The following is a 21,703-nucleotide window of genomic DNA, read 5'->3' as shown; positions in this document are numbered from 1 at the left end:
AGAAGGAGAACCACATCATGTCGAATCACACTGGAGTGCTGACCGAGCACGCCCCCGCCGAGGCGATCGAGGAGGAGGCGGTGATCGACGCGGTCGTCCTGGCGCGGACGGATGCTGCCGCCGACGTCGTCTTCATCACCTTCGCCGCGGTGGACGGAGGCGAGATGCCCGCATGGCAGCCCGGCGCTCATATCGACGTCGAGCTCGGCAACGGCATCGTCCGTCAGTACTCGCTGTGCGGCGATCCCGCAGACCGCTCCTCATTGACGATCGGCGTGCTCAACGCCCCGGCGAGTCGCGGCGGTTCGCGGTACGTGCACGATTCCGTGCATGTCGGCGACCGGTTGACGATCCGAGGGCCGCGCAACCACTTCGCGCTGGTCGACGCCGACTCGTATCTGTTCATCGCCGGCGGTATCGGGATCACGCCGATCGCGGCGATGGCGCGCGAGGTCGAGCGCAGAGGCAAGCCATGGAAGCTCGTGTACGGAGGCCGCACGCTCGACTCGATGGCATTGCGCGAGGAGTTCGCGGCGTTCGGCGAGCGTGTATCGCTGTGGCCTCAAGACACCCACGGCATCATCAACCTGCCCGAGGTGCTGGGTGGCCCCGATGCCGACACCGTGGTGTACACCTGCGGACCGGAGCCGCTCCTGGCGGCGGTGGAGACGATCTGCGATGCCACCTGGCCGACGGGCGCCCTGCATCTCGAGCGGTTCGCGCCGAAGGTGGTGGAGCGGGCCGCCGACGTGGCGTTCGATGTCGAGATCTCGAGCACGGGCGAGCGGATCACGGTCCCCGCCGACAAGAGTGTGCTCGAAACTCTCGGCGAGGCCGGCATCCACATCCTGTCGTCGTGCGGCGAGGGAACCTGCGGCACGTGCGAGACGCCGGTGCTGGAGGGCGAGGTCGACCACCGGGACTCGGTCCTGACCAAGGAGGAGCAGGGGCGCAACGACTGCATGATGGTGTGCGTCTCGCGGGCGGCATGCCCACTGCTCGTGCTCGATCTCTGAGCGACCAGCCGAGCACACGCGGCGACCGCGGGGGGAGCCCCGCGGTCGCCGCTTTCTTTGCGGGCGAAACCTTTGAACCACGACAAAATCATGAGATACTAACGATGTAATGTCCTGACAAAGTTGTGGAGGAATCGTGAGCAGAACGCTCGACACCAGCACGCCCACCGCCCCGCTCGCCGACGCGGCCAATCGCTTCCCGACCGTGCTGTGGAACGACTCGGCGGATCCCGTCGAGCTCGAACAGTCGATCGCGTTCGGCGCGGTGGGCGCGACCTGCAATCCGGTGATCGCCCTCGCCGCCGTCCGCGCGCACCTCGACGAATGGCATCCGCGGATCGCTGAACTCGCGCAGGAGTACCCGACGGCAGGCGAGTCGTTCCTGGGCTGGAAGGTCGTCGAGGAGCTCTCCATCGCTGCGGCGCGGCTGCTCGAGCCCGCCTTCGAGGCCTCGGGTGGAAGGGACGGTCGACTGTCGATCCAGACCGACCCGCGCCTGCACCGCGACGCCGAGGCGCTCGTCGAGCAGGCGGTGCGCTTCAGTAGCCTCGCGCCGAACATCATCGTGAAGATCCCCGCGACCTCGGTGGGGCTCGTCGCCATCGAAGAGGCCACCTACCGGGGCGTCAGCATCAACGTCACCGTCTCGTTCACGGTCGCTCAGGCAGTCGCCGCGGCCGAAGCCATCGAGCGCGGTCTCGATCGCCGCGCCGCCGACGGACTCGTCACGGGCGAGATGGGCTCGGTCGTCACGCTCATGGGGGGCCGGCTCGACGACTGGGTCAAGGCATCCGTCGTGCGCCAGCGAGTCCTCATCGACCCGGGCTATCTGGAATGGGCGGGTGTCGCCGCGCTCAAGAAGGCGTACCACGAGTTCGTCGCTCGGGGGTTCCGCTCGCGCCTGCTGTCGGCCGCCTTCCGCAACCACATGCACTGGTCGGAGCTGCAGGGCGGCAACCTGGTGGTCTCGCCCCCTTTCGACTGGCAGGTGCGCATCAACGACAACCTGCTGCCCGTCGAGTCGCGCATCGATGTGCCGGTTCCCGCGCACATCCTCGACACCCTTCTCGAGCGGGTGCCCGAGTTCCGTCGTGCCTACGAGGTGGACGGTCTGACCCCGGCGGAGTTCGACACGTTCGGCGCCACAGTGCGCACACTGCGTCAGTTCCTCGAAGCCGACGAACAGCTCGACCACGTCGTGCGCGACATCCTTCTCCCGCCGGCGTGAGCGCGGAATCTGTCGACGAGGTGACCTTCCGGTCGCGCCGCTGGGTGCGGCCGGAAGACCTCAATGCGCACGGCACGCTCTTCGGCGGCAGCCTGCTGCGCTGGATCGACGAGGAGGCGGCGATCTACGCGATCCTGCAGCTCGGCAACCCGCGCGCGGTGACGAAGTACATGTCGGAGATCGACTTCGTGAGCTCCGCCCGCCAGGGGGATCTGATCGAGCTCGGAATCCGCGCGGTCTCCTTCGGGCGTACCTCACTGACGATGCGCGCCGAGGTGCGCAACATGGTCACGCGCGCGCCGATCCTCGCGATCGACAAGATCGTCTTCGTGGGGATCGACGAGGCCGGTACGCCGGTTCCTCACGGCTATCGGACCATCACGTACGACCGCGACCGGCTTCCGTACGGTTAGGTCTCACCCATCCGACGCACGACAGAGGGGGCCGGCGGGTGCCGGCCCCCTCTGTCGTGCGCTCTCTCAGCTGCGCGGCGTCCCCGAGGACGCGCTCACACCGCCGTCGACCGGCACGATGGCGCCCGTCATGTACCCGGCGTCCGGGCTGCACAGGAACAGCGCCACCTTCGCGATGTCCTCCGGGTCGGCAACCCTCCCGATCGCCACGCGATCGAGCAGGCGCTCCCTGAACTCCGGGTCGTCCAGGCGCTCCTGCGTGAGCCGCGAGGCCGTGAACCCCGGCGCGAGTGCGTTCACGCGCACACCGACGGCGCCGAGGTCCAGCGCGAGGGCCTGCATCATGACATTCACCGCGGCCTTCGTGGCGTTGTAGGCGAACATGCCCCAGTCGCCGCGCAGACCCGCGATCGACGAGATGGCGAGCAGATTGCCCGCCGTCTGCGTCAGGTGCGGAACGCTCGCCGCGGCCAGCGCGATCACCGAGTCGAGGTTGATGGCGCGCTGCCGCTCCCACACCGCGATGTCGAGATCGTGGATGTCGCTGCCCTCGCTCGTCCCTGCGCTCGCCACGACGACGTCGAGGCGGCCGAACCGGGCGACCGTCTCGGCCACCGCGTCGGCGGGTGCCGCGGACTCGGCCAGGTCGGCGACGATCACATGGACGCGCTCGGCCGGGAAGTCGGCCACCGCCTCGTCCAGCGCCGCGCGCGTGCGGCCGACCGCGGCGACCGAGGCACCCTGCTCCAGGAACGACCGCACGATCGCGCGGCCGATCCCGGTGCCGCCGCCGGTGACGAGCACAACTCGGTCCTGATACGGATAGCTCGCCCACGCTGTCATACGAGAGACCCCTGGAGCGCAGCATCCGCCGCCTTCAGGACCTCCGCGGCGACCGCGACGCCTTCCACGCGACCGAGTTCGACGTCCTCGTGCTCGATGTTGACCATCATGTCGGGGTCGATGTCGTGCAGGGCGCGGAGGAACTCCGTCCAGTACGCGACGTCGTGCCCCTTGCCGAGGGCGACGAAGTCCCACGCCGAGTTCTTCGGCCACTCGTTCGCCCACTCGTCGCCACCCAGATTGGTGCGCGGCTCGTCGGACCGCAGGCGGCGGAAGCTGTTGTCCAGCACGCCGTTGAGTGCGGCCCACTGCGGGTTGACACGCACGTCCTTGGCCGCGGCGTGAAACACCAGTTCGCCGAGGTGCTGGGCGACCGCCACCGGATCCATCTGCTGCCAGAACAGGTGCGAGGCATCGAGCTCGACCCCGACGTTCGTCGCCCCGGTGAGATCGATGAGCTTGTGCACGTCGGCGCTGTTGAACACCACGTTCTGCGGGTGCAGCTCGAGCGCCACCTTGACGTCGTGATCGCGTGCGAGACGATCCGTCTCCCGCCAGAAGTCGGCCACGAGCGCCCACTGGTAGTCCAGCACGTCGAGCGCGGCGGAGTTCCAGGCGTTGACGATCCAGTTCGGGTACTGCGCGGTGGGCTCACCGCCGGGCAATCCGGACATCGTCACGACCCGGTGCTGGCCGAGCCGCTCGGCGAGACGGATCGAGCGGCGGATGTCCTCAGCGTGTTTGCGCCCGATCTCGGGGTTGGGGTGCAGCGGGTTTCCGTTGCAGTTCAGCCCCGCGATGCCGACGCCGGTGCCCTCGAAGATCCCGAGGAAGTCGTCGCGAGCGGTGTCGCTGACCAGGATGTCATCGAAGGTGGGCACGTGCACCGCCGGCAGGAAGCCGCCGGTGTTGATTTCGAGTCCGGTCAGGCCCAGGCCGCCGACGACCTCGATCGCCTCGGGCAGCGTGCGGTCGTGGAGGACCGCGTTGTACAGGCCGAGCTTCATCGGGCACCCGCCGTCTCGCGCGACACCTCGACGGTGGCGCCGCCGGCCGCGGCCGACTGCGCGACCGCGTCGAGCAGCAGCATGTTGCGCAGGCCGTCCGCGAAGTCGGCGTTGCGGGGGAGCGAGTCGGCCTCGGGGATGCCCGCCACCTCTTCGAGGAAGGCGCGTGCCTGGAAGACGAAACCATCGTTCTGGCCGACACCGACGCCCTGGGCGTCCATCGCGAGCCCGCCCTTCCAGTACGGCTGCTGCGGTCCGAGGATGACGGTGCGGTATCCGGCTGTCGCCGGCGACTCCCCCGCGAGGTACAGCTGGATCTCGCCCGGGTGCCGGAAGTCGAAGGAAGCCGCCCCCTTGTCGCCGAAGACCTCGATGCTGAGCGAATTGGGGTGACCTGCCGCCACCCGGGAGACCTGCAGGGTCGCGGTCGCGCCGTTGGCGAGCAGGCCCGAGAAAGCGGCGACGTCGTCGTTCTCGACGGGCTCGCGCTCGTCCGAGACAGCGCCTCCTTCGTGGCCGACGACCGCGCCGAGAGGCTTCGGCCGGGTCGGAATGACGGTGCTGAGCGTGCCACCGCGCACGGAGGTGAACTGGGCGCCGCCGACGAACTCGGCGAGGTAGGTGAGGTGGCTGCCGACGTCGGCGAGGGCTCCGGAGCCGTTGGGTCCCTTGTAACGCCACGAGATGGGAGACTCTGGGTTGCAGGCGTACTCGGTCCAGTACGAGCCGCTCACGTTGAGGATGTTGCCCAGCGCGCCGGACTGCGTGAGTTCGTGGATGAACGCCAACCCGGGCGAGCGGCGATAGGTGAGCCCGATGCGGGCCACGGTGTCGGCCGCGTCAGCGGCGGCGACCATGGCGCGCGCGTCGTCGAGGGTATCGGACAGCGGCTTCTCACACAGCACGTGCTTACCTGCCGCGAGGAGCGCCTCGACGATCTCGCGGTGCAGCGCGTTGGCGACCACCACGCTGACGACGTTGATGTCGTCGGCGTCGACGATCGCCTGCCACGACGTGTCGTGGCGCGTGAAGCCGAAGCGCCGTGCCGTCGATTCCGCGAGGGGCTCGTAGACGTCGGCGATGGAGACCAGGCGAACCGGAGGCAGCGTGGTGTCGTAAACAGTGGGAGCCGAGCGATAGGCGGCGGCATGTGCCTTGCCGGCCATGCCCGCGCCGATGACGGCGACTCCGATGTCGTTGGTGGTCAACAGTCCTCCTGGAACAGGATCTGCCGTCGCCTCACAGCGCCGGTGCGGTGATGACGCCAAGCGGCGCCAGCGGCAACTCTACGGTTGTCGGTATGTCCTGTCAATTGGTTTCACTGGGGATGACATCGACGGTTGCCCCCTCCCGGGAGGACTGGAACGCGGCGTCGATGACCTCCAGTACCGCGAGGCCCTGCTCGGCGGGAACCGGACCGGCATCGCCGGTGGCCCACGCTCGCGCGAAGCGATCGTAGAAGGTCGTGTAGTCGCCGCGCGCGGACGGCACGGCCAGATCGGTGCCGTCGAGCAGGCGGATCCGTCCCCAGCGCGATTCGTCCTCGACGCCCCACGAACGCTGTGCGCCGGGGCGTTCGCCGCGGACGATTGCGTCGTACTGCACATCGGAGTAATCCGAGATGTACGAGCCGTTCCTTCCGATCAGTCGCAACTCGCGCGACGAGAGGCGGCTGCGTTTGGTGGACGACAGATGAGAGTGCGCTCCGGATCGGTGATGGATGTGCAGGACGTACCCGGTGTCGACCGGGCCGGCTGGAGTGTCCGCCCAGTCGAGCGAGGCGCTGACCGCGCGGGCGGGGCCGAGCAGGCTCAATGCCTGGTCGACGACGTGACTGCCGAGATCGCGCAGAAGTCCGCCGTCGGGGGAGTCATCGAGCGCGTCGGGGTCGTCTTGGTCGCAGCGCAGGTCCAGCCGCTGGATCGCGCCGAGTGCACCCGAGTCGAGCACTCCGCGCGCGGTGACGATGTCCGCGTCGAAGCGGCGGTTGTGAAAGACGTTGAGCAGGACGCCGGCGGCGTGTGCGGCGGAGATCAGTGTGAGCGCGTCGTCGGCGGAGAGGGCGAACGGCTTGTCCGCGACGACGGCGACGCCGCGCTCGACCGCCTCCAGTACGAGCTCGCGACGGGTCTGCGGCGGCGTGGTGATGGTGACCGCGTCGACTCCGGCGTCGATCAGCTCACCCAGCGAGCCGTAGACCGGCACTCCGGGGCAGTGCGTCGCGGCGAGCCTCACGCGCTCGGGGGAGCGGGCCACGATGCCCGCCAGCTCGCATTCCGCGGAGGCTTCGATGTACGGGGCATGGAACAGCCTCCCTCCCACGCCGAACCCGACCAGCCCGATTCTCGCCCGCATGTCCGCTCCTTCCGCCCGGACGCGATGCGCCCGGATACGGGTGTCCATCAAACCGTCCGTCCGCGCCATCGTCGACGATTGATGGTAACGATTCGGTAACGGGTGCACTCAACGCATTGTCGGTATGTATGCACATAGTCCACTATCAACCCAGGTCAAAGTCGATCGCCGCAACGTGCGGCTCAACAATGAAGGGAGTCGCGAGGATGAATTCCACGCAGCTCATCACCCGGCCTTCTCGTCTGCGTCGCCGTGCAGCTGCGGCCACGCTGATCGCGGGCATCGTCGCGGTCGGAATGACGCTCGCCGGATGCACGTCGGGAAGCCCCGACTCTTCGGCCACCGGCGGTTCCAGCAACGGAAGCGCCGATGGCGTGACGATCGCCGTCATGGGCGGCGCCTCGTCGGACCTCTTCTGGTCGACAGTGAAGAACGGCGCGGAGTCCGCCGCGAAGTCCGTGGAGGCGGCCGGTGGCAAGGTCACCTTCGTGTCGATGCCGAACTACGACAACTTCAGCTCGGACGCGGCGAAGCTCGTCGGCAATCTGCAGGCTATGAACCCGGACGCCGTCGTGCTGCCGAACTGGGTTCCCGATGCCCAGAACGCGAACATCCAGGCGATCTCGGACGCGGGCATCCCCGTCATCATCTACAACGCCGGACAGGAGACTGTCGGCGACGTCGGCGGAGAGATCTACATCGGCACCGACGACTATGAGGCGGGTGTCGCCGGCGGCAAGAAGCTCGAGGACGACGGCTACGCGCACATCCTCTGTGTCAACACGCTCCCGGGCGTCGCCAACGTCGACGCCCGCTGCGAGGGGATCCACGAGGGTGCGTCCGGCACGAAGGTGACTGACCTCAACCTTCCGTCGACCCAGTTCGGCGACCCGACGGCCATCAAGGAGGCCATCAAGGGCGCGCTGCTGCAGGACCCGTCGGTCGATGTCGTCATCACTATCGGCACCGCTGACGCCGACAGTGCCGCGGCGGCGCTCGAGCAGGGCAGCCTGACCGAGAAGGTGGGGCTGGCCAGCTTCGATGTGGCCGAGACGGTCCTCAATCGCATCGCGGACGGCACGCAACTGTTCACGATCGACCAGCAGCCCTTCGCGCAGGGCTATTACGCGGTCGCCAACGCCTTCCAGCTGGCTGCTTACGGCATCAAGCTGCCCGAGGAGCGCATCCTCACCGGGCCCGCGCTGATCACGTCCGACAACGTGGACCTCGCCATCCAGGGAACCAAGAACGGCGTTCGCTGAGGCGACGGCGGGGTGCGGCTCGCGCTGCGCCCCGCCGCGCCCCCGCAGGCGACCCGAGCACAGAACCAGGAAAGAGTCATGAGCACGAACGTCTCACCGCAGGGCGCGGATCTGCTCCGCCCGCCCACCACTCCCATCAAGATCACCGGTGTCCAGAAGGAGCCGTGGACCTGGCGCCGCCTGACCCACCGCCCCGAGGCGGGCGCCTTCGCCGGCACGCTGGTCGTCTTCATCTTCTTCTCGATCTTCGGCGGCCAGCAGTTCCTGTCCGCCGGCGGAACGGCCTCATGGTTGAACATCGCCGCCGAGCTGGCGATCATCGCGCTTCCTGTCGGCCTGTTGATGATCTCCGGGGAGTTTGATCTCTCGGTGGGGTCGGTCGTCGCTGCGAGCTCGATCACTTTGGCACTCGTTGCGGGTACGTTCGGAATGCCGGTGATCGTCGGCATCGTCGCCGCCCTCGTCGTGGGTGCGCTCGTCGGCTTCGTCAACGGATGGATCGTCTCTCGATCCAATGTCCCGTCCTTCATCGTGACGCTCGCCATGCAGTTCGCGCTGGCGGGACTCACGCTCGGCGTGGCACGCCTGGTCACCGGCAGCACGAACATCCCGATGACGCCGGATGCCATCTCCAAGGCGCTGTTCGGCACCTTGATCGCCGGCCAGTTCGAGGTTGCCATCATCTGGGCGATCGTGATCGCGCTCGTCGTCGCGTGGATCCTGCAGGCGACCAAGTACGGGAACTGGGTGTTCGCCATCGGCGGTGATTCGCAGAGCGCCCGGGCTGCGGGCATCCCGGTACCGAGGGTGAAGATCGCACTCTTCATCTCGACGGCCCTGGGGGCCTCGCTGGTGGGCATCATTCAGACCATGCTCTACAGCGGCGCGCAGACCGGTGTCGGCCAGGCCTTCGTGTTCAACTCGGTGATCGCCGTCGTCGTCGGTGGTGTGCTGCTCACCGGCGGGTATGGGTCGGTCGTCGGCATCGTCTTCGGCTGCCTGACCTTCGCGATCGTGAACCAAGGCATCTACTACACCGGCTGGAACTCCGACTGGGCGTCGCTGATCCTCGGCGTCCTGCTCCTGGTCGCGGTCCTCATGAACAACACCTTCCGTCGCCTCGCGCTCACTGCGGGGCCGGGCAAGCCCAAGACCGCGAAGAAGTAGGAAGGACTCCGGCAATGGCTACTCCGATTCTCAAGCTCAACCAAGTCACGAAGACCTTCGGCACCAATACCGCACTGGCAGGAATCTCGCTGGAGGTCGAGCCGGGCGAAGTGCTGTGCCTCCTCGGGGACAACGGCGCTGGCAAGTCGACCCTCATCAAAGTGCTCTCGGGCGTGCACAAGCCGTCCACCGGCACCGTCGAAGTCAACGGCGCGCCGATGGCCTTTGAAAGCCCGAAGGATGCCTCGGAAGTGGGCATCGCGACCGTGCACCAGTACGGTGGCACCTTTCCGCTCATGTCGGTTGCCCGCAACTTCTTCGTCGGGCGCGAACCCGTCAAAGGGATATGGCCGTTCCGCTACTTCGACCAGAAGACGGCCGGCGAGATCACTGTCACCGAGATGCAGAAGCTCGGCATCACGCGCGTGACCGATGGCAACCGCCTCGCCGGCAGCCTGTCGGGCGGCGAGCGTCAGTCGCTGGCGATCGCGCGTGCCGTGTACTTCGGCGCGAAGGTGCTGATCCTCGACGAGCCGACGTCTGCGCTCGGCGTGAAGCAGTCGACTCACGTGCTCCGGCTGATCATGCACGCGCGGGCGCAGGGCATCGCCGTCGTCTTCGTGACGCACAACGTGATGCACGCGATGGCGGTCGGCGACCGCTTCGCCGTGCTCATCCACGGCAAGAAGGCGGATGATTTCCGCAAGGGCGAGCGCACCCGTGAGCAGATCACCGACCTCATGGCCGGCGGGGAGGCGATGGCCGAGCTCGAGGCCGAACTCGCCGAGCTGACGGGTCCCGTCAAGCTGCCATGAACCCCGGAGCGGGCCGCCGGTCTGCCACTGGGCGGCCCGCTCTCGGGCTTTGCATCTACGACGGTAGATGTTAGTATGTCAGTACAAACTTGAAGCGAAGGAAGTAATGGAGATGACGGAAGTCGATGACAGCCGCTACGACGTCCTGACGATCGGTCGCATCGGCATCGACATCTACCCGCTTCAGGACGGTGTCGGGCTCGAGGATGTCGAGACGTTCGGGAAGTTCCTCGGCGGCAGTGCCACAAACGTCGCGGTCGCGGCCGCGAAGCACGGTCTTCGCACCGCCGTCATCACGGCCACGGGCGACGACCCGTTCGGTCGATACGCGCATAAGGAACTGCGCCGGCTCGGCGTCGACGACCGCTTCGTCGGCACGGCGGCGGGTCTGAACACTCCGGTCACGTTCTGCGAGATCTTTCCGCCGGATGATTTCCCGCTCTACTTCTACCGGGCGCCCATCGCGCCCGACCTGGTGCTCACCAACGCCAATCTCGACCTTGACTCGATCGCCCGCGCGCGGGTGTTCTGGGCGACGGTGACAGGCCTCTCGGCCGACCCGAGCCGTACCGCGCACCACACCGCGTGGGAAGCGCGCGGTCGTGCACCGCTCACGATCTTGGACCTGGACTACCGACCGATGTTCTGGTCTTCCCCTGCCGCTGCGACCCGTGAGGTCGAGAAGGCGCTGGAGAAGGTCACGGTCGCCGTCGGCAACCGCGAGGAGTGCGAGGTCGCCGTCGGCGAGACCGACCCGCACCGCGCCGCCGACGCGCTGATCGAGCGTGGCGTCGAGCTCGCCATCGTCAAGCAGGGCCCCAAGGGCGTGTTGGCCAAGACTCGCGACGAGACCGTCGAGGTGGCCCCATACCCGGTCGACGTCGTCAACGGCCTCGGCGCCGGCGACGGCTTCGGCGGCGCACTTACATATGGACTGCTGCAGGGCTGGTCGATCGAGCGCGTGCTGCGTTTCGCCAACATCGCCGGTGCGCTCGTCGCCACCCGGCGCGAGTGCTCTACGGCGATGCCGACCACCGAAGAGGTCGAAGCGATCCTGGAGGAGGTGTCCGGTGTCCACGCCTGAGCTCACCGAGACTCCCGCCGTCGTGGCCGAGTCCGACTTCGCGCGGGTGCGCGACATCCGCTTCCGCACCCCCGGTGCGATCCCCGAAATCTTCGCCGACCGCCGTCGTCGACCCCTCGTCGAGGGGGACGGCCGGCTGTTCATCGTGGCCGCCGACCACCCGGCACGCGGTGCGCTCGGCGTCGGCACCGATCCGCTGGCGATGGCCAGCCGCTACGACCTGCTGCGGCGCCTCGCGCTGGCGTTGTCCCGTCCGGGCGTCGACGGTGTGCTGGGCACGCCGGACATCCTCGAGGATCTCGCGATCCTCGGTGTGCTCGACGGCAAGGTCGCGGTGGGCTCCATGAACCGCGGCGGTCTGCGCGGCGCCGCCTTCGAGATGGATGACCGGTACACCGGCTACGACATCCCCTCGCTGGTCGGCGCGCGCCTGGATGCCGGCAAACTGCTGGTTCGCGTGAACCTGAGCGACACCGCAACGGTTCGAACGCTGGAGGAGACCGCACGCGTCGTCAGCGAGGCAGCTCGCTCCGAGATCCCGATCATGCTCGAGCCGTTCATGAGCGAGTGGCGGGACGATCGCGTCGTCAACGACCTTTCTACGGATGCCGTCATCACGTCGGTGGCTATTGCGGCAGGCCTGGGCAACAGCTCGGCTTACAGCTGGCTCAAGCTGCCGGTCGTGAAGGACATGGCGCGCGTCATGGAGGCCGCCACGCTCCCGACTCTGCTGCTCGGCGGCGACGCCGACGGCGACCCGGACGAGACGTTCGCTTCGTGGGAAGCCGCCCTCGAGCTCCCCGGAGTACACGGCCTCGTCGTCGGCCGTACACTCCTCTACCCCAACGACGGCAACGTCGTGCGTGCGGTCGACACCGCCGCTTCCCTCGTCCACGGCCGTTGACCCCACCCGGCCCGACATACAAGAAGGAACACCCATGACCAACATCACCGAAGCCCAGATCGAGGCACCCGTCGCAGACGAGACCGCGATCGTGTCGCACTGGATCGACGGCGCGGAGCGTGCCTCGAACAGCGGCCGCACCGCCCCGATCTACAACCCGGCCACGGGTGCCGTGAGCGCTCGCGTCGCCCTCGCCGACCAGGCCGAGATCGACGAGGCGATCGCGTCCGCCGAGCGCGGCTACCAGGTGTGGAGCAAGTTCTCCATCGCGAAGCGCCAGACCGTCCTCTTCAGCTTCCGCGAGATCCTGAACGCCCGTAAGCGGGAGCTGGCGGAGATCGTGACGGCGGAGCACGGCAAGGTCGTCTCGGACGCGATGGGCGAGATCCTCCGCGGTCAGGAAGTGGTCGAGTTGGCGACCGGGTTCCCGCACCTGATCAAGGGCGCGTTCAGTGAGAACGCGTCGACCGGGATCGACGTGTACTCGCTGAAGCAGCCGCTCGGCGTGGTGGGGGTGATCAGCCCGTTCAACTTCCCGGTGATGGTGCCGTTGTGGTTCGTGCCGATCGCAATCGCCGCCGGCAACGCCGTGGTTCTCAAGCCCTCGGAGAAGGACCCGTCCGCCGCGCTCTGGCTCGCCGAGGCATGGAAAGAAGCCGGCCTCCCGGACGGCGTGTTCACGGTGCTGCAGGGCGACAAGCTCGCCGTCGACGGCCTGCTCACCTCCCCGGTCGTGCAGTCGATCTCGTTCGTGGGGTCGACGCCGATCGCGCAGTACATCTACGAGACCGCCAGCAAGCATGGCAAGCGGGTGCAGGCGCTCGGTGGCGCGAAGAACCACATGCTCGTCCTCCCCGACGCGGACCTGGACCTGGTCGCCGACCAGGCCGTGAACGCCGGGTACGGTGCTGCCGGGGAACGGTGCATGGCCATCTCGGTCGTCCTGGCCGTGGAGCCGGTCGCCGACGACCTCATCGTCAAGATCCAGGACCGCATCGGCAAGCTCCGCATCGGCAACGGCGCCGGCATCGACGGTGTCGAGCCCGACATGGGCCCGCTGATCACCGACATCCACCGCGACAAGGTCGCCTCCTACGTCGACATCGCCGAGGCCGATGGCGCGAAGATCGTCGTCGACGGCCGCGGCTACACCGTCGACGGTCACGAGGACGGGTTCTTCTTCGGCCCCACCCTGATCGACGACATCCCCACCACCAGCAAGGCGTACACGGAGGAGATCTTCGGACCCGTCCTCTCCGTCGTCCGCGTGAACAGCTACGACGAGGGTCTCGACCTGATCAACTCCGGCCAGTTCGGCAACGGCACCGCGATCTTCACCAACGACGGGGGAGCGGCCCGCCGGTTCCAGAACGAGGTCCAGGTCGGCATGATCGGCATCAACGTGCCCATCCCCGTCCCCGTCGCGTACCACTCCTTCGGCGGCTGGAAGCAGTCCCTGTTCGGCGACGCGAAAGCCTACGGCGTGCACGGCTTCGACTTCTTCACCCGCGAGAAGGCCATCACCAGCCGCTGGCTCGACCCCGCCACCCACGGCGGCATCAACCTCGGCTTCCCCCAGAACAACTGACCCCGCAACTACACAAGACTGGATGCCGCGGCCCCACGCCGATCGGGGCCGCGGCATCCCTCGATGACGAGAAGGATTGATGACTGGCAACCGTTGGTTCCATCGCCGGGGCGATCTCGCCCGCGACGGGTGGGAGAGCGTCGTCGACGAGAACACTCCCGGCTGGGCGCACACCGGTATCCGGGTCGCGGAGCTGACCGCGACCGACTCGCTGGCTCTCGCACCCACAGGGGTCGAGCGGATCGTTGTGCCGCTGTCGGGGTCGTTCACCGTTGCGCGGTTCGAGGGTGCCGAGACCGTGACGACGCGGCTGAAGGGCCGCGCGTCGGTGTTCGACGGGCCGACCGACGTGCTCTACCTCTCGTCGACTGCGACCGCCGTGCTGACCGGCGTGGGCCGTGTCGCGATCGCGACCTCGCCGACCGACGTCGTGAAGCCGAGCGTGCACATCCCGGCAGCCGACACTCCGATCGAGCTGCGAGGAGCGGGTCGCTCCAGTCGTCAGGTGCACAACTTCGGCACCCCGCAGGCGCTGGACGCGGTGCGGCTGATCGTGTGCGAGGTGATCACGCCGGCCGAGAACTGGTCGTCGTACCCGCCGCACAAGCACGATGAGCACGTGCCCGGCCACGAGTCGCGTCTCGAGGAGATCTACTACTTCGAGACGGCTCCGGTGGCGGGATCGGATGCCGCAGCCGAGACCTCGTTCGGCATGTTCAGCACCTACTCGTCCCCGGCGGGCGAGATCGACATCAACGCGATGGTGCGCACCGGCGACATCGCGCTCGTGCCCTACGGGTACCACGGCCCCGCCGTCGCGGCCCCGGGATACGACCTCTACTACCTCAACGTCATGGCCGGCCCCGACCCCGAGCGGAAGTGGCTGATCAGTGACGATCCCGCGCATGCGTGGGTGCGCGACACCTGGACCGGGCAGGCATTCGACGAGCGACTGCCGTACACGAACGACAAGGAAGGCGACCGCTGATGGGCGCGACGAGACGGATGACGGTCAGCCAGGCGCTCGTGGAGTTCCTGGCCCACCAGTGGACCGTGGACGGCGACATCCGCGAGCGCACCGTCCCCGGCATGTTCGGCATCTTCGGCCACGGCAACGTGGCCGGCATCGGTCAGGCACTGAAGCAGTTCAACGTCGAGAACCCCGACCTCATGCCGTACCACCAGGCCCGCAACGAGCAGGCCATGGTGCACCAGGCCGTCGGGTACGCGCGCATGCACCGCCGCCGCGGCACCTACGCCTCGGCCGCATCGGTCGGCCCGGGCGCCGCCAACATGCTCACCGCCGCGGCGCTCGCCACCACCAACCGGATGCCCGCGCTGCTGCTGCCGAGCGACACGTTCGCGACCCGCGTCGCCGACCCGGTGCTGCAGCAGCTCGAGCAGCCGTGGGACACCGGCATCCAGGTCACCGACGCCTTCCGCCCGCTGTCGAAGTTCTTCGACCGCGTGCAGCGACCCGAGCAGCTGTACTCCATAGCGCTGGCCGCGATGCGCGTGCTCACCGACCCCGCTGAGACCGGCGCCGTCACCATCGCACTCCCCGAGGACGTGCAGGCCGAGGCGCTCGACGTCCCGGTCGAGTTCCTGCAGGACCGCGAGTGGCACATCCGCCGTCCGCTGCCCGAGCGCGGCCCGCTCGCCCGCGCGGTGGCGGCGATCCGGAACGCGAAGAACCCGTTCATCGTCGCCGGCGGCGGCGTCATCTACTCCGGCGCCGAGGACCAGCTCCGCGCACTCGTCGAGGCCACCGGCATCCCGGTCGGCACCTCGCAGGCCGGCGGCGGCGTCCTGAACTGGGACCACCCGCAGAATCTCGGCGGTGTCGGCGCGACCGGCACGCTCGCCGCCAACCGGCTCGCGGCCGAGGCCGACGTCATCATCGGCATCGGCACGCGCTACAGCGACTTCACCACGGCATCGCGCACGGCGTTCCAGAACCCCGACGTGCTGTTCGTCAACATCAACATCGCCTCCTTCGACGCCTACAAGCACGGCTCGCAGCTGCCCGTCATCGCCGACGCCCGCGAGACGCTCGCCGAGCTCGCCATCGAACTCGAGGGCTTCGAGATCTCGGGCGAGTACTCCGAGCGCATCGCGCGCGAGAAGGCGCAATGGGATGCCGCGGTCGACGCCGCATTCGTCCCCTCGGGGCTCGCACTGCCCGGTCAGCCCGAGATCATCGGCGCCGTCCAGTCCACCAGCGCCCCGGAGGACGTCATCGTCCAGGCGGCAGGCTCGCTCCCGGGTGACCTCCACAAGCTGTGGCGCGTGCGCGACCCCCTCGGCTACCACGTCGAGTACGCGTTCTCGTGCATGGGCTACGAGATCGCCGGCGGCCTCGGCGCCAAGCGGGGCCTTCTCGTCGACGGCGACGACCGCGACGTCATCGTCATGGTCGGCGACGGCTCGTACCTCATGCTCAACACCGAGCTCGTCACCGCGGTCGCCGAGGGCATCAAGCTCATCGTCATCCTGATCCAGAACCACGGCTACGCCTCCATCGGCCACCTGTCCGAGACGGTCGGCTCCGAGCGCTTCGGCACCTGGTACCGCGAGTACGACCGCGAGGCCCGCAACTTCCAGGGCGAGCAGATCCTCCCCGTCGACCTCGCGATGAACGCCCGCAGCTACGGCCTCGACGTTATCGAGATCGAGCCCGGCGCCTCGGCCATCGACGACCTCAAGGCGGCCCTCGCGCAGGCGAAGGCATCCGACCGCTCCACGTTCATCCACATCAACAGCGACCCGCTCATCTACGCGCCCGACGGTGCCGGCTGGTGGGACGTGCCGGTACCCGAGGTCTCGACCCTCGAATCCACCCAGCAGGCGCGCGAGGAGTACCTCGTCCAGCAGGCGAACCAGAAACCGCTCCTCGGCTGAGCCGCACGACCGTCCACCACGACACGACCGGAGACACCATGGTCCGCATCGCGCTCGACCCCACGCCGTACCACCACGATTTCTCACTGCTCGAGTTCCCCGAGGTCGCTGCTCGTCTCGGCTACGAGCACCTGCAGCTGACGCCGCACGTCGACCTCTCGCCCTTCTTCCGTTACCCGAAAGCCGATGACGACCTCGTCGGGCGGTTCAAGAAGGCGGCGAAGGATGCGGGAGTCGGCATCCCGGCCATCTTGCCCGTGCAACGGATCTCGTGGCCCGACGAACCCCAGCGGGAAGCGGCCGTGCGCAATTTCCGCAGGATCATCGAGCTCGCCGTGCAGCTCGAGATACCGATGATCAACACCGAGTTCTCGGGACGCCCGGAGCGGGCCGAAGACAGTGAGGCCGCCTTCTACCGCTCGATGGAGGAGTTGCTCCCGGTCATCGAATCCGAAGGCCTGCGCATCAATATCGACCCGCACCCCGACGACTTCGTCGAAGACGGGCTCGAGGCCTGGCGCGTGCTGCGCGGCCTCAACTCGAAGGCCGTCGGCTTCGTGTACGTCGCCTCGCACACCTTCCACTACGGCGACCGTGCGACGACGCTGCTGCCCGAGATCGGCGAACGTCTGGGTGCGGTGTACAGCGCGGACACCTTCGACCACCACCGTTCGCACGGGCTGCGATACATCTCCAACCCGCCCGGCAACGCGGCGCGAGTGCACCAGCACCTGCGAATCGGCGACGGCGACGTGAACTGGGACGAGCTGTTCGCCACCCTTCGCGCGATCGGCTACCTCGACCGCGACGACGCCCTCGTCGTGTCGAACGTGTTCGCCGAGGACGAGGCCGCCGACGAGGTGTCCCGCTTCCAGTTGCAGAGGCTTCGAGAGCTGATCGGCTGAGCCGACGACCCCGCGGACGCGCCCGCACCTATTGACGAGAAGACAAGGAAGTTCATCGACCCATGCAGAATGCTTCGCCATCCACGACGAGCCTGATCACACTGCCCCCGCTGGGGACCGGCGGTTTCGTCCGCCGTCTCGGCTGGATCGCGGCCATCGCCACACTCGGCGGGCTGCTGTTCGGCTACGACACCGGCGTGACCAACGGCGCGCTGGCCTTCATGGTGGACTACTTCCACCTGGACGCGCTCGGCGAGGGGGCGATCACCTTCTCGCTGCTGATCGGTGCCGCGTTCGGCGCTCTCGTGGGAGGCCGGCTCGCCGACCGCGTCGGGCGCCGCCGCATGATCATCGTGATGGCGATCCTGTTCATCGCCGGAACGCTGGGCTGCGTTGTGACGCCGAGCTACGAGTTCCTCCTCGCCGCGCGATTCGTGCTGGGCCTCGCGGTGGGCGCGTCGTCAGTTGTAGTCCCGGCGTACCTTGCCGAGGTGGCGCCGCACGAGCGACGCGGGAGCCTGGTGTCGCGGAACGAGTTCATGCTGGTCATCGGGCAGTTCCTCGCCTTCCTCATCAACGCGATCATCGGCAACGTGTGGGGTGGCAACGAGCACGTCTGGCGCTGGATGCTCGCGGTGGCGCTGATACCCGCGGTTCTCCTCCTGGTCGGCATGCTCCGGATGCCGGAGAGCCCGCGGTGGCTGGCTTCGCGGGGGTGCAACGACGAGGCGCTGAGCGTGTTGCAGACCGTCCGTTCGCCTGAGCGTGCTGCTGCCGAGATCGCCGAGGTCGAGGAACTCGCCCGGACCGAGCAGCGCGAACATCTCGGAAAGCTGCGCGACATTCTCAGCCAGCGCTGGTTGCGCGTGCTGATGCTCATCGGAATCGGCGTGGCGGGTTTCCAGCAGCTCACCGGCATCAACTCGATGATGTATTACGGCACCCAGGTGCTTGAGCAGGCGGGCTTCGACCGCGACTCGGCGTTGATCTTCAACGTGCTCAACGGCGTCATCTCGGTCGTCGCGATCGCCTTCACGCTGACCATCATCAACCGGTTCAACCGGCGGGCTTTCCTCCTCACCGGCTATATCGGCACCACGACCGCGCACGTGGCGGTGGGAACCGTCGGCCTGGTCCTTCCCGAGGGCAATCCGGTCCGCCCGTGGCTGCTCATGGTGCTGATCCTCGCCTTCATCGGCGTCATGCAGGGAGCTCTCGGCCCGACGCTGTTCGTGGTGCTGTCGGAGCTGTTCCCGCTGAAGTTCCGCGGGGTCATGCTCGGGACGGCGATGCTGGTGCTGTGGGTGGTCAACGCCCTTATCTCGCTCGTCTTCCCGGCGCTGGTCCAGGGCCTCGGCTTCGGGACATTCCTGCTGTTCGCCGGCGTCGGCGTCTTCGCGATCTGGTTCGTCGCGACCTCGGTGCCCGAGACCCGCGGACGCACGCTGGAGCAGCTCGAAGAGCGCTTCCACAGTCGCTACGGGGTGTGACCACGATGACGACGGAGACGGATGCTGCGGCCCGGCGCGTTGCCGAGCTGGAGGCCGACGAAGCCGAGGCGGTCTTCGCTCGCTTCGACGAGTCGATCGCGTGGCGCATCGGGTGCGAGATCCAGGCTCGAGCGGCCGAGCACGAGTACCCGATCATGATCGACGTCCGGCGGCCCTGGGGAGTCGTGCTCTTCCGAGCCGCCCTGCGCGGTTCCACCGCGAATCACGAGGACTGGATCCGCAGGAAGGTCGCCACCGTCGTCCGGTTCGAGGAGAGCTCGGCACTTGTCGGCGCGCGCATCGCCGCCGCCGGCGGCGAGCCCGATTCGGTGCCGTGGTTGCCGGTCGATGCCTACGTGCTTGCCGGGGGAGCAGTCCCGGTCCGCGTCCGCGGCGGTGGCGTGGAGGCCGTGGTGACGGTATCCGGTCTATCGGCGGAGGAGGACCACGCACTCGTCGTCGATGCGTTGCGCGCGGTCGGTACGGCACTGCAGTCAGGGCTCGATCCCGTCGCGGTGTGATCCCACGAAAGAGAGGACGACGATGTCTGCAAACAGGGCGGTGGCCTACAAAGGTCCGGGTGAGGTCGAGGTGATCGACACCGACTATCCCGTGTTCGAGCTGAAGGACGGGCCGGGGGTGAATCCCGCGAATGTGGGCAGGAAGGTGCCGCACGGCGCGATCCTCAAGACCGTGTCGACGAACATCTGCGGCTCGGATCAGCACATGGTGCGCGGCCGCACCACCGCGCCCGCGGGGCTCGTGCTCGGTCACGAGATCACCGGCGAGGTGGTCGAGGTCGGACCCGACGTCGAGTTCGTCAAGGTGGGCGACATCGTGTCGGTGCCGTTCAACATCGCCTGCGGCCGCTGCCGCAACTGCAAAGAGGGCAAGACCGGCATCTGCCTGAACGTCAACCCCGACCGGCCGGGGAGCGCGTACGGGTACGTCGACATGGGCGGCTGGGTCGGCGGGCAGGCCGAGTACGTGCTGGTCCCCTACGCCGACTGGAACCTGCTGGTCTTTCCCGACCGCGACCAGGCGCTGGAGAAGATCCTCGACCTCACGATGCTGTCCGACATCTTCCCCACCGGCTTCCACGGCGCCTACACCGCCGGTGTGGGGCCGGGTTCGACGGTCTACATCGCGGGCGCCGGTCCTGTGGGGCTCGCCGCCGCGGTCGGTGCGCAGCTGCTCGGCGCGGCCGTCGTCATCGTGGGCGACCTCAACGCCGACCGCTTGGCCCGCGCACGTTCGTTCGGCTGCGAGACCGTCGACGTGTCGAAGGGCGACCCCAAAGACCAGATCGAGCAGATCCTCGGCGTCCCCGAGGTCGACAGCGGCGTCGACGCCGTCGGGTTCGAGGCGAGAGGACACGGGACGGATGCCTCGCACGAGGCGCCCGCGACGGTGCTCAACTCGCTGATGGACCTCACCGCGGCCGGCGGCGCCCTCGGCATCCCCGGCCTCTACGTGACGGGCGACCCGGGCGGCATCGATGAGGCCGCGAAGGTCGGCTCGCTGTCGCTGCGCCTCGGCCTGGGGTGGGCGAAGTCGCTGTCGTTCACCACCGGCCAGTGCCCGGTCATGAAGTACAACCGGCAACTGATGATGGCGATCCTGCACGACAAGGTCCACATCGCCGACGCGGTCGGTGCGACCCCGATCGGCCTCGAAGACGCCCCGCAGGGCTACGCCGACTTCGACCAGGGCGCGGCGAAGAAGTACGTGCTCAACCCCAACGGCTACATCAAGGTTCCCACGTCGACGGCGACACCGGGCGACAACCGTGATCAGGAAGGCTAGGTTTCGAGAATGGGCATCACATCCCAGGGTGACGCGTCCCGTCTCACGGGGTCGGAGGGCGCTTCCACGGCGGACCGCGCTGGTCGGGAACCCGCGATCGGCCTGGCGGTCCTCGACATCCACAACCAGGTATACGCCGACTTCGCGGATGGTGTCGCGGAGATCGTGCGACCGGCGGGTTACCGTCTGCTCCTGGAGCTCGGCGGGTATGCTGGCGAATCGGCTGCAGAGGGGCTCCGGTCGCTGGTCGGACTCGGCGTCGACGGCATCCTGTTGGCCACTCACGTCGATGAGACGATTGATGTCGCGAGCGCCACAGCAGGCACGCCCACCGTCGTCCTGGGCGCGCCCAAGGGCTCGTCTCACGTCGACGCCGTGCACGGCGATGACCGTGTGGGTGGAAGGCTGGCGACGGAGCACCTCATCGCCGCGGGTCACCGCGACATCCTCTACCTCGGAGGCCCGCCCGACTCGCAGAGCCCGGCACGGGCGGCCGGATACCGCGACGCGATGAACGCCGCGGGACTGGCGCCGCGCGAGGAGGAGGGTGACGCGACCGAATCTGCCGGGTACACGACTCTGCTTCGGCTCCGGAGGGCGGAACAACTGCCGTCCGCGGTCTTCTGCTACAACGACGCCACGGCGATCGGAGTCCTCGCCTGCGCGAAGCGCGAGCTGCTCGCCGTTCCTCGCGATCTCGCGGTGGTGGGCTACGACAATACGCGCGCGGCAGGATACCCGGGCGTGGAACTCAGCACCATCGACCAGCAGGCTCGGCTCATCGGTCAGCGGGCCGCCGAGTTGCTCCTCGCTCGGATCTCCCACCCGGAAGGCAAGGCCCACGTCGAGGTGTTCACTCCGCGCCTGATCGTGCGGGAGTCGACGAACCGATTCATCTCACCTGGCGGAGCCCGATAGG

Annotated in this window: 21 protein-coding genes; 16 read left to right on the top strand and 5 right to left on the bottom strand. The window is 68.0% G+C overall.

Features of this window, described 5'->3' with window-relative positions; all coding sequences use genetic code 11:
* Window positions 1–17: 17 nt before the first annotated feature.
* From IR212_RS13440 to IR212_RS13430, 3 genes are all read left to right on the top strand, one after another.
* Window positions 18–1,016, top strand: a complete 999-nt coding sequence (locus IR212_RS13440; RefSeq protein ID WP_194396390.1) for a PDR/VanB family oxidoreductase — start codon at window positions 18–20, stop codon at window positions 1,014–1,016.
* Between the two features lie 136 nt (window positions 1,017–1,152).
* Complete coding sequence (locus tag IR212_RS13435; RefSeq protein ID WP_194396389.1) at window positions 1,153–2,244, top strand: transaldolase family protein; 1,092 nt, start codon at window positions 1,153–1,155, stop codon at window positions 2,242–2,244.
* On the top strand, window positions 2,241–2,657 hold the full coding sequence (locus IR212_RS13430) for an acyl-CoA thioesterase (RefSeq protein ID WP_194396388.1): 417 nt from the start codon (window positions 2,241–2,243) through the stop codon (window positions 2,655–2,657). The genes IR212_RS13435 and IR212_RS13430 overlap by 4 nt, the downstream gene beginning before the upstream one ends.
* Before the next feature lie 66 nt (window positions 2,658–2,723).
* Here IR212_RS13430 and IR212_RS13425 read toward each other — a convergent pair whose 3' ends face one another.
* The 5 genes from IR212_RS13425 to IR212_RS17135 form a co-directional block, all read right to left on the bottom strand.
* Window positions 2,724–3,500: an SDR family NAD(P)-dependent oxidoreductase gene (locus tag IR212_RS13425; RefSeq protein ID WP_194396387.1), complete on the bottom strand. Its 777-nt coding sequence runs from the start codon at window positions 3,498–3,500 to the stop codon at window positions 2,724–2,726.
* Window positions 3,497–4,507, bottom strand: coding sequence for a sugar phosphate isomerase/epimerase family protein (locus IR212_RS13420; protein ID WP_194396386.1), 1,011 nt, complete (start codon window positions 4,505–4,507; stop codon window positions 3,497–3,499). Before IR212_RS13420 ends, IR212_RS13425 begins: the two co-directional genes overlap by 4 nt.
* A complete protein-coding gene (locus IR212_RS13415) occupies window positions 4,504–5,715 on the bottom strand; it encodes a Gfo/Idh/MocA family protein (protein ID WP_194396385.1) in 1,212 nt (403 codons plus the stop codon). The genes IR212_RS13420 and IR212_RS13415 overlap by 4 nt, the downstream gene beginning before the upstream one ends.
* 100 nt (window positions 5,716–5,815) lie before the next feature.
* Window positions 5,816–6,862, bottom strand: a complete 1,047-nt coding sequence (locus tag IR212_RS13410) for a Gfo/Idh/MocA family protein (RefSeq protein ID WP_194396384.1) — start codon at window positions 6,860–6,862, stop codon at window positions 5,816–5,818.
* 145 nt (window positions 6,863–7,007) lie between these two features.
* Window positions 7,008–7,253, bottom strand: coding sequence for a hypothetical protein (locus tag IR212_RS17135; protein ID WP_228479324.1), 246 nt, complete (start codon window positions 7,251–7,253; stop codon window positions 7,008–7,010).
* Here IR212_RS17135 and IR212_RS13405 point away from each other — a divergent pair.
* From IR212_RS13405 to IR212_RS13345, 13 genes are all read left to right on the top strand, one after another.
* A complete protein-coding gene (locus IR212_RS13405; protein ID WP_228479323.1) occupies window positions 7,237–8,124 on the top strand; it encodes a substrate-binding domain-containing protein in 888 nt (295 codons plus the stop codon). The two genes, IR212_RS17135 and IR212_RS13405, sit on opposite strands and share 17 nt — an antisense overlap.
* Window positions 8,125–8,202: 78 nt before the next feature.
* Entirely contained in the window at window positions 8,203–9,291 is a 1,089-nt protein-coding gene (locus IR212_RS13400) for an ABC transporter permease (protein WP_194396382.1), read from the top strand.
* 14 nt (window positions 9,292–9,305) lie between these two features.
* Window positions 9,306–10,106: an ATP-binding cassette domain-containing protein gene (locus IR212_RS13395; protein WP_194396381.1), complete on the top strand. Its 801-nt coding sequence runs from the start codon at window positions 9,306–9,308 to the stop codon at window positions 10,104–10,106.
* 112 nt (window positions 10,107–10,218) lie between these two features.
* Window positions 10,219–11,190, top strand: a complete 972-nt coding sequence (gene iolC / locus IR212_RS13390; protein ID WP_194396380.1) for a 5-dehydro-2-deoxygluconokinase — start codon at window positions 10,219–10,221, stop codon at window positions 11,188–11,190.
* A complete protein-coding gene (locus IR212_RS13385) occupies window positions 11,177–12,094 on the top strand; it encodes a class I fructose-bisphosphate aldolase (RefSeq protein ID WP_420488602.1) in 918 nt (305 codons plus the stop codon). Before iolC ends, IR212_RS13385 begins: the two co-directional genes overlap by 14 nt.
* A 34-nt stretch (window positions 12,095–12,128) precedes the next feature.
* Complete coding sequence (locus tag IR212_RS13380) at window positions 12,129–13,682, top strand: CoA-acylating methylmalonate-semialdehyde dehydrogenase (RefSeq protein WP_194396379.1); 1,554 nt, start codon at window positions 12,129–12,131, stop codon at window positions 13,680–13,682.
* 79 nt (window positions 13,683–13,761) lie between these two features.
* Complete coding sequence (gene iolB / locus IR212_RS13375; RefSeq protein WP_194396378.1) at window positions 13,762–14,670, top strand: 5-deoxy-glucuronate isomerase; 909 nt, start codon at window positions 13,762–13,764, stop codon at window positions 14,668–14,670.
* Window positions 14,670–16,583, top strand: coding sequence for a 3D-(3,5/4)-trihydroxycyclohexane-1,2-dione acylhydrolase (decyclizing) (gene iolD, locus IR212_RS13370; protein ID WP_194396377.1), 1,914 nt, complete (start codon window positions 14,670–14,672; stop codon window positions 16,581–16,583). Before iolB ends, iolD begins: the two co-directional genes overlap by 1 nt.
* Window positions 16,584–16,621: 38 nt before the next feature.
* Window positions 16,622–17,488: a sugar phosphate isomerase/epimerase family protein gene (locus tag IR212_RS13365; protein WP_194396376.1), complete on the top strand. Its 867-nt coding sequence runs from the start codon at window positions 16,622–16,624 to the stop codon at window positions 17,486–17,488.
* 62 nt (window positions 17,489–17,550) lie between these two features.
* Window positions 17,551–18,978 (top strand): sugar porter family MFS transporter, encoded by a 1,428-nt coding sequence (locus IR212_RS13360; RefSeq protein ID WP_194396375.1) that lies wholly within the window; start codon window positions 17,551–17,553, stop codon window positions 18,976–18,978.
* Window positions 18,979–18,983: 5 nt separating this feature from the next.
* Window positions 18,984–19,499: a heme-degrading domain-containing protein gene (locus IR212_RS13355; RefSeq protein ID WP_194398681.1), complete on the top strand. Its 516-nt coding sequence runs from the start codon at window positions 18,984–18,986 to the stop codon at window positions 19,497–19,499.
* A 22-nt stretch (window positions 19,500–19,521) separates the two neighbouring features.
* Entirely contained in the window at window positions 19,522–20,784 is a 1,263-nt protein-coding gene (gene fdhA / locus IR212_RS13350) for a formaldehyde dehydrogenase, glutathione-independent (RefSeq protein WP_194396374.1), read from the top strand.
* Between the two features lie 9 nt (window positions 20,785–20,793).
* Complete coding sequence (locus IR212_RS13345) at window positions 20,794–21,702, top strand: LacI family DNA-binding transcriptional regulator (protein WP_194396373.1); 909 nt, start codon at window positions 20,794–20,796, stop codon at window positions 21,700–21,702.
* Window position 21,703 lies beyond the last annotated feature (1 nt).

Source organism: Microbacterium atlanticum, from assembly GCF_015277815.1.
GTDB lineage: Bacteria > Actinomycetota > Actinomycetes > Actinomycetales > Microbacteriaceae > Microbacterium > Microbacterium atlanticum.
The sequence above is the reverse complement of the archived record's forward strand: the minus strand, read 5'-3'. Positions and strand labels throughout refer to the sequence as shown.